General features: G+C 68.2%; 12 protein-coding genes. 7 read left to right on the top strand and 5 right to left on the bottom strand.

Features of this window, described 5'->3' with window-relative positions; all coding sequences use genetic code 11:
- Positions 1 to 91 precede the first annotated feature (91 nt).
- The 5 genes from LO787_RS05075 (at position 92) to LO787_RS05055 (ending at position 6,795) form a co-directional block, all read left to right on the top strand.
- A complete protein-coding gene (locus LO787_RS05075) occupies positions 92 to 2,284 on the top strand; it encodes a prolyl oligopeptidase family serine peptidase (RefSeq protein WP_232494764.1) in 2,193 nt (730 codons plus the stop codon).
- Positions 2,285 to 2,388: 104 nt separating this feature from the next.
- Complete coding sequence (locus tag LO787_RS05070) at positions 2,389 to 2,970, top strand: hypothetical protein (RefSeq protein WP_232494763.1); 582 nt, start codon at positions 2,389 to 2,391, stop codon at positions 2,968 to 2,970.
- Positions 2,971 to 3,104: 134 nt separating this feature from the next.
- Complete coding sequence (locus tag LO787_RS05065; protein WP_232494762.1) at positions 3,105 to 4,682, top strand: class I adenylate-forming enzyme family protein; 1,578 nt, start codon at positions 3,105 to 3,107, stop codon at positions 4,680 to 4,682.
- An 86-nt stretch (positions 4,683 to 4,768) separates the two neighbouring features.
- Entirely contained in the window at positions 4,769 to 5,605 is an 837-nt protein-coding gene (locus tag LO787_RS05060; RefSeq protein WP_232494761.1) for an IclR family transcriptional regulator, read from the top strand.
- A gap of 140 nt (positions 5,606 to 5,745) precedes the next feature.
- Positions 5,746 to 6,795: a phosphotransferase family protein gene (locus LO787_RS05055; protein ID WP_232494760.1), complete on the top strand. Its 1,050-nt coding sequence runs from the start codon at positions 5,746 to 5,748 to the stop codon at positions 6,793 to 6,795.
- Positions 6,796 to 6,797: 2 nt separating this feature from the next.
- Here the strand turns inward: LO787_RS05055 and LO787_RS05050 are convergent, their stop codons facing one another.
- Positions 6,798 to 7,430: a trimeric intracellular cation channel family protein gene (locus LO787_RS05050; RefSeq protein ID WP_232494759.1), complete on the bottom strand. Its 633-nt coding sequence runs from the start codon at positions 7,428 to 7,430 to the stop codon at positions 6,798 to 6,800.
- A gap of 84 nt (positions 7,431 to 7,514) precedes the next feature.
- Between LO787_RS05050 and LO787_RS05045 the strand changes: the two genes are divergently transcribed.
- A complete protein-coding gene (locus tag LO787_RS05045) occupies positions 7,515 to 8,816 on the top strand; it encodes a cytochrome P450 (RefSeq protein ID WP_232494758.1) in 1,302 nt (433 codons plus the stop codon).
- Positions 8,817 to 8,891: 75 nt separating this feature from the next.
- Positions 8,892 to 10,556: a dipeptidyl-peptidase 3 family protein gene (locus LO787_RS05040; RefSeq protein WP_232494757.1), complete on the top strand. Its 1,665-nt coding sequence runs from the start codon at positions 8,892 to 8,894 to the stop codon at positions 10,554 to 10,556.
- A gap of 117 nt (positions 10,557 to 10,673) precedes the next feature.
- On the opposite strand, the gene LO787_RS05035 is transcribed toward LO787_RS05040, so the two are convergent.
- The 4 genes from LO787_RS05035 to LO787_RS05020 all read right to left on the bottom strand — a co-directional run bounded on the left by LO787_RS05035 (position 10,674) and on the right by LO787_RS05020 (position 14,519).
- Entirely contained in the window at positions 10,674 to 11,636 is a 963-nt protein-coding gene (locus LO787_RS05035) for a quinone oxidoreductase family protein (RefSeq protein WP_232494756.1), read from the bottom strand.
- A gap of 104 nt (positions 11,637 to 11,740) precedes the next feature.
- Positions 11,741 to 12,484, bottom strand: a complete 744-nt coding sequence (locus tag LO787_RS05030; RefSeq protein WP_232494755.1) for a TorF family putative porin — start codon at positions 12,482 to 12,484, stop codon at positions 11,741 to 11,743.
- A 21-nt stretch (positions 12,485 to 12,505) separates the two neighbouring features.
- Entirely contained in the window at positions 12,506 to 12,931 is a 426-nt protein-coding gene (locus LO787_RS05025) for a hypothetical protein (protein WP_232494754.1), read from the bottom strand.
- Between the two features lie 118 nt (positions 12,932 to 13,049).
- The gene (locus LO787_RS05020; RefSeq protein WP_232494753.1) at positions 13,050 to 14,519 is read right to left on the bottom strand and encodes a DUF4403 family protein; all 1,470 of its coding nucleotides are present in this window, start codon (positions 14,517 to 14,519) and stop codon (positions 13,050 to 13,052) included.
- Between the last annotated feature and the right edge of the window lie 11 nt (positions 14,520 to 14,530).

Raw genomic sequence — 14,530 nt, 5'->3', positions numbered from 1 at the left:
CATCCGGTTCGCGGCCGCTTCTTTTTTGTCCCGCCGCTCCAGTGTGCTAGGACGATCCGGGAGGAAGATGTCGGGCCGGGAGGATACGAGGATGCACCGCCTGCGGGCGCTCATGGGGCTATTGCCGCTGCTTGCGGCGGCGCCCGTTCACGCTGCGCCGCTGCCTGACATCACCTACCCGCAAACCCGCCGCGATGCCGTCGTCGAGAACCACTTCGGCGAGGAGATCGCCGACCCCTACCGCTGGCTCGAGGACGACGTGCGTGGCGCGCCCGAGGTTGCCGACTGGGTCGGGCGTGAGAACGCGGTCACGCAGGGCTATCTCGATGGCCTGCCGCAGCGGGCCTATTTCCAGAACCACATCCGCAAGTTCATGGATTACGAGCGCTTCTCGCTGCCAACCAAGGCGGGCGGAAGCTACTTCTACACCCGCAATACCGGGCTGCAGAATCAGGGGCAGCTCTTCGTGCGCAAGGGCTTGAAGGGCGAGCCCAGGCTGCTGCTGGATCCCAACGGCTGGGCAACGGATGGGGCAACCGCGCTCGATGCCTGGAAGCCCTCGCAGGACGGCAGGCACCTGCTTTACAGCGTGCAGGACGGCGGCAGCGACTGGCGGATCCTGCGCGTGCTCGACGTGCGCACGGGTAAGCCGCTGGCGGACGAGGTCCGCTGGGCGAAGTTCACCAGCCTCGCTTGGGTGGGTGAGGAAGGCTTCCTCTACTCGCGCTTTCCCGCGCCGGGTGAGGGCGGCGCGTTCCGGTCGCTGAACTACGATCAGGCGATCTACTTCCACCGCCTCGGCACGCCGCAGGATGCTGACGAACTTGTCTACGCCACGCCGGAGCACCCGGAATACGGGCATGTGGCCGAGGTGACGCAGGACGGGCGGCTCGCCATCATCACCAGCCACATCAGCACCGACGCACGCTATGAGGTGCGCGTGATCGACCTGGCGAAGCGCAGGCGCGAAGGCTGGAAGGCGCTGCCGCTGGTCGAGGGCTTCACCGACGACTGGAAGCTGGTCGAGGGAGCCGGGCGCAGGCTCTGGTATGTGACCAATCGCGATGCGCCGCGCTATCGTCTGGTCGCGATCAATCTCGACGCAGCGCGGCCGCAGTGGACCGAACTGGTCGGCGAGCGTGCGGATACCCTCGAACGCGCGGGCATCGTCGGGGACCGGCTCGTGCTCAACTACATGCGCGATGGCGCCAGCCACGCCGAGGTTCTGGCGCTCGACGGTAGCACGGCCAAGACGCTGACCTTGAACGGCATCGGCACCGCCTCCGGCTTCCGGGGGCGACCCGGCGATCCCGAGACATTCTATTCGTTCACCAGCTTCAACTGCCCCGCGTCGATCTATCGCATGGATATGGCGACCGGCGCGGCGACGCCCTTCGCGACGCCGAAGCTGTGCTACGATCCGGGCGCCTACGTGGTCGAGCAACGGTTCTTCACCTCCAAGGACGGCACCCGCGTGCCGATGTTCATCGTGCGCAGCCGGGCGGTGGCGAAAGCCAGGCAGCCGGTGCCGACGCTGCTCTACGGCTACGGCGGGTTCGACGTCTCGCTGACGCCGGGTTTCTCGGCGACGCGCATGGCGTGGCTGGACGCGGGCGGCGCTTTTGCGCTCGCCAACCTGCGCGGCGGGGGCGAATTCGGGCGCGAATGGCACGATGCGGGCCGTCGCGCGAACAAGCAGAACGTCTTCGACGACTTCATCGCTGCGGGGGAATTCCTCGTCGACGAGGGGATCGCCGCGAAGGACGGCCTTGCCATTCAGGGAGGGTCCAACGGCGGGTTGCTGGTGGGTGCGGTGGTGAACCAGCGGCCCGATTTGTTCGCGGCTGCCGTGGCGCAGGTGGGGGTGATGGACATGCTGCGGTTCGATCGGTTCACGGCCGGGCGCTACTGGACCGACGACTATGGCTACCCGGACCGGGAGGACGATTTCCGGGTGCTGCGGGCCTATTCGCCTTATCACAATATCCGCGAAGGGGCGCAGTATCCCGCCATTCTCGTGACCACCGCGGATACGGACGACCGCGTCGTGCCGGCGCATTCGTTCAAGTACGCCGCCGCGCTCCAGCATGCCGATCTCGGGGCAAAACCGCGGCTGATCCGCATCGAGACGCGGGCCGGGCATGGTTCGGGCAAGCCCACCGAAAAGGCGATCGGGGAGGGGGCGGACATCCTCGCCTTCCTTGCCCAGTGGACGGGCCTCAGGCTGCCCACGGACACCACGCTTGCGCATTCGGGTGACAGAACGGCACCTAGCGTGCCCTGACACCTGCCTGAGCGCCACGGTTCATGCACACGACAGCTTGATCCGCGTACATCCGATGTCCTGGGCGGCGCGAACCGTGCGCGCCGATTAGGGTCACTTCCCCGATGCAGACTTTCCGCTCTCGTGCCGCCGCCTCCCTTGCCGCGCTCGCGGTGTTCTCGATCGCTGCGACGCCCGTGCTCGCGCGCGGTCACGACGACTGGCGCCGTCATCGCCATTACCGTGGCGGCGGCGGGATCGACGGCGGCGATGTGCTTGCGGGCCTGCTGGTCATCGGCGGGGTCGCGGCGATCGCGAGCGCGGTGAGCAAGTCCAAGGCGGACAAGCGCGACGACGACCCCGCACCCTATCGGTACCCCGGCGGTCCTGCCGGGCAGGGCGAGGACGATGCCGGTTACGGCGACGCCCCCGATGCTCCGGGTAGCGGCGTCCCCGGCGAGCGCGACGTGGGTTCCTATCCCGGCGACCCCGCCGCCACGCAGGGCTCGCTCGGCAGCGCGGTGGACGCGTGCTCGGCCGAGCTTGAGCGTGGGGACAAGCGCGTCGACTCGGTCGAATCGGTGCGTCGCATGGGCGAGCGCTACAGCGTCGAGGGTCGCCTGCAGGACGGTCGGCCCTTCGCGTGCAGCATCGACGAGACCGGCCATGTCCGCTCGATGGCGGTCGACGGGCAGGGCATGATCTGAACGCCGACGCGGTATCGGGGCGCTGCGGCGCTCCAGCGTTGCGCTCGAATTGATTTTCCGGAATATCGACTCATCGTTTGAAATAGCGAACAGATAGGTTCGCATGGATGACGGCGAGAGAGGAGCCGGGAAGAGTGAGCACACCAGCAGCATGCGTCGGTGATCCGGCCCCCGCGACGGCGGCGATGCAGCCCGGCGAGGCCGGCACTTTCGCCCAGTTCGTCCGCGCCATCGCCGCAGCTTACGGCGATGCGACGGCAGTGACGCTGGAGGATGACGGCAACGTCCTGTCCAGCGTCACTTATCGCGAACTGGACGAGCGTTCCGCGCTTCTGGCGCGCGGCCTTCTGGCGCGCGGGATCGGCAAGGGCGCGCGCGTCGGGTTCATCCACGGCAACGGGCCGGAGTTCGCGGTGATGCTCGCGGCGGTGAGCCGGATCGGCGGGGTGGCCGTACCGATCAGCACGATGATCCGCGCCAACGAACTCGTCCGCGTCCTGCGCCAGTCCGACGTGCAGGGGCTGGTGCTCCAGCGCGCGATGCTGGGCAAGGATCTGCCGGAGCGCGTGCTCGATGCCCTGCCGGAACTGGGCGGGCAGGAGAGCGGCGTGCTGCGGCTCGCGCGCGTGCCGTACCTGCGCTGGATCGTCTCCGATGGGGAGGGGCTGCCCTCCGCCATCGCTCCGCTCACGTTCCTGACCGACCCGGCGGCGACCATCGGCGAAGACCTGCTTCGCGAGGTCGAGGCCGAAGTCCACCCGACCGATCAGATGGTAGAGATCTACACCTCCGGCTCCATGGCGCTGCCCAAGGGCGTGCGCCACGCGCATGGCCCGGTCTGCTTCCGCAGCCACACCATGCGCGAGATGATGGGGCATGTCCCCGGCAAGCGCGTCGCCTGCATCCTGCCCATGTTCTGGGTCGGCGGGCTGATGATGTACCTCGTCCCCGGCCTCGAAGCGGGGGCCACCGTGGTCTGCACCGAGCGCACCTTGTCCAACAGCCGCTTCGCCATGGGATCGGTGCTGGCGGAGGATCTTGCCGCGATGCGCGGGCCGAAGCCGTGGTGGGGCCTCGGCATGAGCGAGACGCTCGGCCCCTATTCCTGGGGCGACGATTTTCGCGCGCCCGGGCGTCCGGTCTGCGCGCCGATGGACCACTTCGGCCCCGGCTACGAGATCCGCATCGCCGATGCCGACAACCGCCCCGTGGCCAGTGGCGAGGTCGGCGAGATGCAGGTGCGCGGCTATCCGGTGGCGAGCGGGCTGCACAAGATCGACCGGGCCGAGCACTACACGCCGGACGGCTATTACCGCACCGGCGACATGTGTCTGGTCGAGGACCGGCCACAGGGAAGGCGCATCCACTTCGTCGCGCGCGGCGGGGACATGATAAAGGTGTCCGGCTCCAACGTGTCCCCGGCGGAAGTGGAGATGGAACTGCAATCGCTCGACGGCGTACACAGCGCCTTCGTGGTCGGCATTCCGGACCGCGAACGCGGCGCACTGCTGGTCGCGGCGGTGATCGCGCGCGAGGGCGTGGATCTCGACTTCGCGGCGGTGGAGGCCGAACTGAAGCGGCGCCTCTCCGGCTACAAGGTGCCGCGCGCCTATGTGGCTCTGGGGCGGGAGGAAGTTCCGCTGCTCCACTCCAACAAGGTGGCGCGGCGCGATCTGGCGCGCATGATGGAAGAGCGGCTCGGCCGGGCGTGAAGTTCGCCTTAATGAACAATCGTGTCTATTGACGAACCGGGCGATTTGCCAATAGGCCGGTAGCGTTCGAAATATCGAAAGCTGCCATGTCGCGTTCCTCCCCCGGTGTCGCCCGCGTGGCGGCCATCCTCAATTTCATCGCCGACCATCCGGGACAGGCGTTTGCGCTGACCGATCTGGTGCGCGCCCTGAAGCTGAGCCGGGCGACCTGCCATGCGCTGCTGACCGGTCTCGTCGACGTCGGCTATCTCTATCGCACCACCGACAAGACTTACGTGCTGGGTCCGGCGCTCGCCGCCATCGGGCGGACGGCGGCGGCGCACTTCTCGCCGCTGCAGGTCGCGCAGCCCGAGATGCGCAGCCTGGCCGACGATTTCGACGTGGTGTGCGGGGCCTACTTCCTCGAAGGCGACGTGATCCACCTGCGCGAGCGCGCGGCGTCGCTCAGCCACATCGGCTATCCGGTGCCGCTGGGCACGCGGATGCCGTTGCGCTGGATCCAGGCGATGACGTTCTTCGCCCGTTCGACCCGCGATGCCGACGCCTGGGTCTCGCGCGCGGACCCGCCGCTGGGCGAGGAGCAGCTTGGCCAGTTCCGCGCCGGGCTCGAATTCGTGCGCAGCAAGGGCTACGTCGCGCTCCTGCGCCGTCCCGGCAGCGAGGAAGGCGAAGCGGGCGTGCGCGTCGGCACCGAGGATCCGCCGGTCGTGCCGCTGGTCGATGCCGATCCGCAGCGCGTCTATCCGCTGGTGGCGCTGATGGCGCCGATCTACGACAGCCGCAATCGCGTGATGATGGCGCTGGTCATGGCCGGGTTCCACGGCGCGATGACCGGCACGTCAGTCTCCGAAGCAGGCGGCCGCCTTGCCGAGGCGTGCGAGCGAATCTCGGGCTTCCTTGCCGGTCGCGGCGAGAGCGACTGACGCCGACCCCTCTCCAGTGCTGAAATCCCGCCGGGGCGCTTCGCGCTTCGCTTGACCGTGCCTTGACGTCGGCATATCAAATATGGAGAAAAGAAATTCGCGATTCCGAACTCACGGCATCGCAGGGCGGGAGAGAGGCTTTGTCGGACGTTATCGTCGCTCCGGAAACGCGGGATCTTGATGACCTTGCCGGTCGCCTGGAGCACTGGCTTTCGGGCAGGCTGCCGGGCGCGACCGGCATCACCGTGAACAACCTCGCCTATCCGCGCGGAGCCGGGCAGAGCCACGAGACGGTGCTGTTCGACGCGCACTGGAGCGAGGGCGGACGCGTGCATGCGCAGGGCTGCGTGGTGCGCATCAAGCCGAAGAGCTTCACGGTGTTCCCCGACAACCTCTTCGACGAGCAGCACGCCATCATGAAGCTGATGTCGGACGAAGGCACCGTGCGCGTCGCGAAGCCGCTATGGTTCGAGGAGGATCCGTCGATCCTCGGCAATGCGTTCTTCGTCATGGAGAAGAAGCGGGGCCGCGTGCCGGTCTCGATCCCGCCTTATGCGCGCGAGGGCTGGCTGCACGACGCCTCGCCCGAGCAGCGGCGGGTGGTGTGGCGGAGCGCGGTCGAGCAGCTTGCCGCGATCCAGCGCGTACCGGTGGAGAAGGCCCCGTTCCTCGCGGGCAAGGGCGCGGCGCAGCGCGGGCTGGCGCAGGAGTGGGACAAGTACCAGCGCTTCACGGCCTGGCTGGAGGAAGTGGCTCCGCAGCCGGTGCTGCGCGATGCGCTCGCGCGTCTGGAAGCGGCCTGGCCGGCTCATGATCCCGAGGGCATCGTCTGGGGCGATGCGCGGATCGGCAACATGATGTTCGGGGACGACTTCCGCGTGGTCGCCGTTATGGACTGGGAGCAGCCCTCGCTCGGCGGCGCGCTGCACGACCTCGCGTGGTTCTGCACGCTGTCCGAGACGATGCACGGCCGCAGTTCCAGCCACGGCGCTTACCTCGACGGCATGGGTACGCGCGCGGAGACCATCGCCTTGTGGGAGGACGTCAGCGGCAAGTCTGCGGCGGGGCTTGAGTGGTACGAGGAGTTCACCCACTTCAAGATGACCTGCACCGGTGTGCGCCTCGGCCAGTTGCGGGGCACGCCGATGATGGACGAGGCGGCGATGCGGCGGCGGCTCAAGGTCGCCTGAGGTCACTCCCCGCCCGGGTGGTCGCCGGGATGAGGGGGCAGGCCGAGCGACCAGTAGATCGCCGCCCCGCGCAATCCGAACCCGGCGACGACCGCGAGCGCCCATGTCAGCGCGGGTGACAGGCCGAGCGCGATGCCGCCCGCCGCCACTCCGGAAGCGAGCGCGGCGGCGGTCACGTACAGTTCGGGCCGCATGAGGATCGAGGGCTGGCCCGCCAGCACGTCGCGCACGATGCCGCCGATGCAGCCGGTGACGACGCCCATCAGCATCGCCGGAACCGGCGGCACGCCCCAGTGCAGCGCCTTGATCGTGCCGAACACCGCATAGACCGCGAGGCCCAGCGCGTCCGCCCACTCCAGCAGATGCCCCTGCCACCAGCGGACTGGCGTGAACCATGCCACCAGCGCGACGGCAAGGCAGACCGGCGCCACCAGCGGGTCATGCACCCAGAACACCGGCGCGCCGATCAGCAGGTCACGCAGCGACCCGCCACCGACGCCCGTGATGAGCGCGAAGAAGGCGACCGTCACGAAAGTCTGCTGCAACCGCGCCGCCGCCAGCGCTCCGGTGAGGGCGAAGACGGCGATGCCGATCAGGTCGAGCGCGGGCGGCAGGGCAGGGGCGGTCGGTATCATCGCCGAGCCCTAGCACGCTGGAGCCGCCTTGACCCATCATCAAAATACGATACACAAAGGATCATAAAATACGGGAGAACGCGCGTGTCCTACGAGCAGGCCGACTGGTACACCGACGTCTCGCTGGTGGACGATCCCCATGCCTATTTCGACCACCTGCGCGCGCAGGGGCCGGTCGTGCGCCTGCCGCATCGCGGGGCCGTAGCCGTCGTCGGGTACGAGGAGACGGTGCAACTGCTGCTCGACACCGAGCACTTCTCCGAGATCAACGCCGTCACCGGGGGCATGGTCGAACTACCCTTCACGCCCGAAGGCGACGATATCGGCGCGGAGCTTGAGGCGCATCGCAGGCAGATCGCCTTCGCCGACCAGATCGTCTGCGAGCAGGGCAGCCGCCATGCGGACCTGCGCTCGATCCTCTCGCGCCTGTTCACGCCGAGCCGCCTGAAGCAACTGCAGCCGCAACTCGCCGCTACGGCCGAGGGGCTGATCGACGAGTTCCACAAGGACGGCCGCGTCGATATCGTCCGCCAGTACGGCAGCCCTTACGGCGCGCTGGTGATCTCCGACCTGCTCGGCCTGTCCGAGAACACGCGGGCGAAGTTCCGGGGCCTGTTGGAAGGGGCGATCCCGGTGCCGATGGACGCCACGCACGAGGAGATGATGAAGAACCCGCTGGTGCCGGTGGGGAAGGATCTATTCGGCCTCATCGCCCGCCGCCGCCTCGCCAACCATGCGCTGATGCGTCCTCTGCGCGCGCTGCTGGCACAGGAGGACATCCTCAACGATCTCGCGAAGGCGACTTATCCGGACGGTTCGAAGCCGTCGCTGGTCGATGTGACGGGCCTCGCGGCGTTCCTCTTCGGGGCCGGGCAGGACACGACCAACCGGCTGCTCGCGAACGGCTTCAAGGTCATCGCCACCCGCCCCGACATCCAGGCCGAACTGCGCCGCGATCCGGCGCGCATCCCTGACTTCATCGAGGAACTGCTGCGCTACGACGGCTCGGTGAAGAGCGCGGGGCGCATCTGCAGCCGCACCACCACGCTCGGCGGGGTGGAGATCAAGGCGGGCACGCCGATCCTGATGAGCCACATGGCGGCCAACCGCGACCCCGCGCGCTTCCCGGACCCGGCGACGTTCGACATGAACCGGCCGCGCATCAAGGAGCACCTTGCCTTCGGGCGCGGCGCGCACACCTGCATCGGTGCGCCGCTGGCCCGCCGCGAGGTGGCGGTGAGCATCGAGCGGCTGCTGGCGCGCATGGGCTCGATCCGCCTGTCGCCGGAGCACCACGGCCCCGAAGGCGCGCGCACCTTCGAGTACGAGCCGACTTACGTCCTGCGCGCGCTCAGGGCCCTGCACCTGGAGTTCGATCCGCTCTGACCGGCGATGGTTGCGCTTGCGCCGAGCGCCCACGGTTCTAGGTTGCGGGCAACGAGACCATAACGGACAGCCTCCATGCTCACCTTCAAGCGCATCTCCTCCGCCGCCCTGCTGCTGGCGAGCGCGACCTGCATCGCCGCCGCTCCCGCGAGTGCCGCGGAACAGCCCTACGACCTCGCCGCGCAGAAGGAGAAGCTCGCGACCATCCCCATGGAGGTCGACACCAAGTTCCTCAGCGCCGAGGAGCGCGACGTGGTGAACCTGCTCATCAAGGCGTCGGACCTGATGAGCGAGATCTATCTCCGCCAGCGCTACGAGCGTAACCCCGAAGTCCAGCGCGCCGTCTCGGTGAACCGCCGTGCCGACCGCGACCTGCTGGTGGAGATGTTCGCGCGCAACTTCGGCCCGTGGGACGAACTGGCCGACCTCCATCCCTTCTGGGGCACGACCCCGATGCCCGAGGGCGCGGGCTTCTATCCCGAGGACATGACGCGCGAGGAACTCGACAAGTACGTCGCCGCCCACCCGGATCAGAAGGCCGCGCTGCTGGGCGCCTACACCGTGGTGCGTCGCGACGGCGCGAAACTGGTCGCGGTGCCGTATTCTGTTGCCTATCGCGAATGGCTGGAGCCTGCCGCCAAGCTGCTCGAACAGGCCGCCGCGCGGACCAGCAACGCCAGCCTCAAGACATTCCTGACGCTGCGCGCCAAGGCCTTCCGCACCGATGACTACTACGAGAGCGAACTGGCCTGGATGGACCTGACCGGCACGCCCATCGAGGTGGCGATCGGGCCTTACGAGGTCTACACCGATCGCCTGATGGGCGCGAAGACCTCGTTCGAGAGCTTCGTGACGCTCAAGGATCCCGAGGAATCGGCGGCGCTCGCCAAGTACAAGCACTACCTCAAGGACATGGAGGCCAACCTCCCGATCGACGAGGGCTACAAGAACTTCCAGCGCGGCTTCGAAAGCCCCATCGCCGTGGCCGAGCAGGTGCGCGGCGGCGGCGACAACGTGCCGGGGCCGCAGACCATCGCCTTCAACCTCCCCAACGACGAACGCGTGCGCGAGGCCAAGGGCGCAAAGAAGGTGATCCTCTCCAACGTGCTCGGCGCCAAGTTCGACCGCATCCTGCAGCCGATGGGCGCCATGGTGCTCAAGCCCGACCAGGCCGCGCTCGTCGCCAAGAAGTACATGCAGTACGAGACGCTGTTCCACGAACTCTCGCACAGCCTCGGACCCGGCTCGATCACCGTGAACGGCGAGAAGACCACCGTCGACAAGGCGCTGAAGGAGCAGAACTCCGCGCTGGAGGAGGCCAAGGCCGATGTCGCGGGCGTGTGGAACATCCTGCTGATGATGGACAAGGGCGAACTGCCCGCGGCCGAGCGTCCGCAACTGTTCGCGACCTACTTCGCGGGCATCTTCCGCGCGGTCCGCTTCGGCGCGGTGGAGGCGCACGGCAAGGGCGCCGCACTCCAGTACGCCTACCTGCGCGAGAAGGGCGCGTTCACCTACGATGCCGCTACGAAGCGCTACGTCGTGGACGATGCGAAGATGGAGGCGGGCTTGAAGGCGCTGCTGCACGACATGCTGATGCTGCAGGCCAAGGGCGACTACGAGGGCACCAAGGTCTTCATGGCGCAGTGGGCGAAGCTCGACGCCGATGCGGAAGCCGCCATCGCCGGGATGGGCACGCTGCCGGTGGACGTGAGGCCGGTCTACCCGAAGTCGATCTGAGCGTCGGAGTCCGCCGCCCTTCTTTCGTCATTGCGAGCGCAGCGAAGCAATCCAGACCGGCGCACGGCGCTGGATTGCCGCGCGGCTTCGCCGCTCGCAATGACGGGTGGGTCGGGCTCAGGGCCGCATCACTACCCGGCCGAACGGATGCCCTTCCGCCACGAAGCGATGCGCCTCTACCGCATCCGCCAAAGCGAACTCGCGCTCGATCGGCATGACGAGGTCGCCCGCGTGGACCCTGGCGAAGAGGTCCGCCAGCAGCGCATGGACGCGGGGGGTGTGCATGTCACGGCCGAAGGAGATGCCTGTCACCTGCATCGCCTTGCGGATCAGTTCGAAGAACCCGAAGCTGGGCAGGGAGCCTTCTGCCGCGCCGACCACGGCGTAGCGGCCATGGCCGCGCAGCGCCTCGACCAGCGCGTCCTTGCCTTTGCCGCCCGCGAGGTCGAGCACGATGTCCACGCCCTTGCGCGCCGTGATCTCCTTGCAGCGGGCCGCGATGTCCTCGCGCCGATAGTCGATGCCGTGGGTCAGGCCGAAGGCTTCCACGCGGGCAAGGCGATCCGGGCTCGACGCGGTGCCGATCACCGTCGCGCCGACCCTTGCGGCCAGTTGCACGGCGGCGAGGCCGACGCCGCCCGCCGCGCCCTGCACCAGCACCGTCTCGTCCGCAGTCAGCCCGCCATAAGTGAACAGCGCGTCGTAGGCGGTGCCGAAGGCGATCGGCACGACCGCCGCCAGCGCCATGTCCATGCCCTCCGGCACCGGATAGGCATAGGTCTCGGGCACCGCGAACAGTTCGGCATGGCTGCCGTTCCAGTTGAAGCCGACGACCTTGTCACCCGGCGCGAAGCGGCTGACTTCGGCCCCGACCGCCTCGACCGTGCCCGCCGCCTGATAACCGGGTATGAACGGCGTGCGGGACGGCGGCGTGTGGATGCGGTTGAGAAGGTCGCCGCCCTCGATCGAGATCACCTCGACGCGGATGAGCACGGTCTTGGGGCCGAGTTCCGGCTCGGGCTGTTCGCCCCAGGTCATGACCTCGGGGCCGCCGTTCTCGGTGTACCAGACTGCCTTCATGATGCTCTCCCGTGTCGTGCGGCCCTCTCCTGCCAGTTGAGCCGCAGGGGGCGCATCTGGTCAATCGGAGAGGGCGCGCCGGACAGGAGGCGTTGCCGCAATAGTCAGGGCGTGAAGCGGAAGTAGGCCATCACGCGCGAACCATAGTGCCGGTCGGTCCATGGCGAAGTCCGGTCCACCTCGTCCGCACCGATGGAGGTGCCGGAATAGCGCAGGCCCGCTGCGAAGTTCGCTTCGGTGTATTCCGCGCCGACATGGTGGTCGAGGTAGTCGCCGCCCGGCCGCAGGCGCGCCACGCGGGCGTCGTCGCGCGAGGAACCGCTGGTGTGGCCGACCCCGCCGTAGAGCGTCAGTGGCGTGCCCGGAATGCTCGCCGAAAGCTGGGCGTCGAGATAGAGGTTGCTGCCGCCGATGGCGTCCTGCGCGGGGGCGAAGGCGGCGCCGACGACGAGTTGCGCCGGGCCGAGCGTGCGCGCGACTTCGCCGGTCAGTTCGACATAGCTGGTGCCCGAACGGCCGACGAAGACATTGCCGCGCAGGCCCGCGCTGAGATCCCAGCCCGCGCTGTGGACGGTGTAGCGCGGCGCCACCTTGAGGCCCATGTCGGCGCCGCCGTGGCGGGCGCTGTCGCGCAGCGTCACCGCGTCGAGGTCCACCGCGAGGTCGTAGGTGACGGGGATCGAGGCGCTGGCGCCGAAGGCGGCCTTGCCGTCGCTCCAGCTCAGGCCGTGCTCGCGGTGGTCGGTTTCGGCTTCGAGGGAGATCGTGGGGGCGGACTGGGCCGCTGCCCCCACGGAAACGAGAAGGCCGCCGCAAGCCGCGGCGGCCGAAAGGATATGCTTCAACATCAGGGTCTTGTGGCCGCTGCGTCAGTTCGCCGCAAGGTGGTGGGCGGCATCGATTGCGGCGAGTGCATGCTGGCGGTCGTCGAGCGCCGCCTGGGCGACGTGCGTGCGGATCGCACCGGCCTTGTCGTCGACCAGCTTGGCGAGCTGGCCGTCGCGGCCACGGCAGTCGCCGGGAAGCTGGCGGGTGTAGGTTTCCTTGGCCGGCAGCGCGGCGGTCAGGGCATGGCCGCCGTCGGCGATGACGCGCTCTACCGATACGGTGGCGGTCATGACGCAGCGCTGCGTGCTCGGGCGGGTGGACGGGGCGATGCCGATGGTGCGCGCGCTGGTCTCCACCTTCGCGCGGTAATCGACCTTGTAGGTGCTGCCGCGATGGTCGAGGTCGACGCTGTGGACCGGTGCGGCGGTGGCGGCAGCGGCGAAGGCGGCGAGGGCGATCAGGCTCATGACATCTCCCATAATATGCCTAAAAATTAGGCAGTAATGCACAATGATTGTGCAATCGGAGTTAGGGAGGAATTGCGTCCGGTTTGTTGCCGCCGTGTGATGATGTCCGTTTCCGACTTCATCGGGCGACCGTGATCGAGGCCGTCCCGTCGGCCCAGACCGGCAGGTAGAGCCCTTGCCCCGCCGCCCTGATCCGCCCGGTGCGCGTGCGCGTAACCTCGGCGCTGATGACGAGATCGCCCTCGCGCTTGTCCTCGATCGCGCGGTCGATCTTGCTCAGGAGTTCGCCGTAGTCCTTCTCGAAATTCTGCGCGAGCGCGGCGGCGATGGTGGTGCTCAGGCCCGCGGTGTTGGCAAGCTGCAGGATCAGGTCGCCGCCGCGCATGTCGGTAGTGCCGCTGACCTCGAAGTTCTCGAAGCCGATGCGGCGCGAGTTCTCGGCATTGACGGGAACGCCGGTCATCCAGACCGTGCCCTTGGTCGCGCCGAGCCGCTTCGCGTCGTCGCGGGCGGTGAAGGTGACGCCCACGGCGATGCGCCCGCCGGTGGTGCCGTAGATGTCGACCTTGTGGAACTGCGCGCGGACCGGGCCGACGCCGGGGACCATGAAGGGCTGGGCGGAACGCTTGTGCAGGGCTTTGGTCAGCACCGGCTCAAGCTCGCGATAGTCGGCGATGACGGGGATGAAGAAGGCGAGCTTGCCTGCGTCCGTCGCCAGCGGCCTGACGGGGGGCAGCGGCGTAGGCGTCGGATCCTGCGGGCGCTTGCCGACGAACGTCTTGGTCGTCGCCTTGACGCCGAGACGCAGCAGCATGTGCTTGCCGTCGAGTTCGTAGCCGCCGTACTGCAGTTCGGTGGGCTTCACGCGCATCCAGACCGGCGGATTGTCGCGGTTGAGCGAGAACGTGGTGAAGGCGGAGGACCAGGCATGCTCCACCTGTCGGCGCACCTGCAGCTTGCCGAGCTCGCCCGGCAGGTCGCGTTCGAGGCGGGCGATGATCGGCGCCAGCTTGCGTTCGGCCTGCTCGGTGAAGTCGACGCGCTGGCCGAGGAATTCCATGTGCGGGGTGTTCGTCCAGTCGTAGTGGATGTCCACCGTGCCGCGCGGGGTCCAGTCGTCGGCCAGGGTGATGCGCACGATGGCGTGGGCCATGGCGTCGGCGGTCGCGGTCTCCTGCTTGAGCATGCCGCCGATGTCCTCCGCGCGCAGGACGGCGTGGAGCGGCATGGTCAGGCGGATTTCCTTGCCCTTGCCTGCGAAGGTCATGGGCCCGCGCGTGACTTCGCCAACGATGCGACACTTGAGTTCGGGCGTCTTCAGGCGCGTCAGGCCGAGGTCGACGCTCTTCGACTTCACGCAGGTCTGGCCGGGCTTGTCGATGGTCCAGAGCGTGCGCGGCACCTGCCGTTCCAGCGCGGCGGCCAGATTGCCAAGATCGGCATGGACCGGAACAGTGATGAGCGAGGCCTGCGGATCGACCTTGATCGCATCGTTGGCGCGGGGCGGGGGCTCGCTGCGTTCGCGCTTGCAGGCGGTGAGCGACAGCGTGCCCGCGAGGGCAAGCAGCGCGATGCGGCGGAAGGTCATGCGTGGAACGC

The sequence above is a fragment of the Novosphingobium kaempferiae genome, assembly GCF_021227995.1.
GTDB classification, from domain to species: domain Bacteria; phylum Pseudomonadota; class Alphaproteobacteria; order Sphingomonadales; family Sphingomonadaceae; genus Novosphingobium; species Novosphingobium kaempferiae.
This window is presented reverse-complemented; position numbering and strand designations above follow the sequence as displayed.

Excerpts from the sequence above, each read along its gene's own strand:
- LO787_RS05075 (WP_232494764.1), top strand. The coding sequence starts at position 92 with ATGCACCGCCTGCGGGCGCTCATGGGGCTATTGCCGCTGCTTGCGGCG.
- LO787_RS05070 (WP_232494763.1), top strand. The coding sequence starts at position 2,389 with ATGCAGACTTTCCGCTCTCGTGCCGCCGCCTCCCTTGCCGCGCTCGCG.
- LO787_RS05060 (WP_232494761.1), top strand. The coding sequence starts at position 4,769 with ATGTCGCGTTCCTCCCCCGGTGTCGCCCGCGTGGCGGCCATCCTCAAT.
- LO787_RS05050 (WP_232494759.1), bottom strand. The coding sequence starts at position 7,430 with ATGATACCGACCGCCCCTGCCCTGCCGCCCGCGCTCGACCTGATCGGC.
- LO787_RS05040 (WP_232494757.1), top strand. The coding sequence starts at position 8,892 with ATGCTCACCTTCAAGCGCATCTCCTCCGCCGCCCTGCTGCTGGCGAGC.
- LO787_RS05035 (WP_232494756.1), bottom strand. The coding sequence starts at position 11,636 with ATGAAGGCAGTCTGGTACACCGAGAACGGCGGCCCCGAGGTCATGACC.
- LO787_RS05030 (WP_232494755.1), bottom strand. The coding sequence starts at position 12,484 with ATGTTGAAGCATATCCTTTCGGCCGCCGCGGCTTGCGGCGGCCTTCTC.
- LO787_RS05025 (WP_232494754.1), bottom strand. The coding sequence starts at position 12,931 with ATGAGCCTGATCGCCCTCGCCGCCTTCGCCGCTGCCGCCACCGCCGCA.
- LO787_RS05020 (WP_232494753.1), bottom strand. The coding sequence starts at position 14,519 with ATGACCTTCCGCCGCATCGCGCTGCTTGCCCTCGCGGGCACGCTGTCG.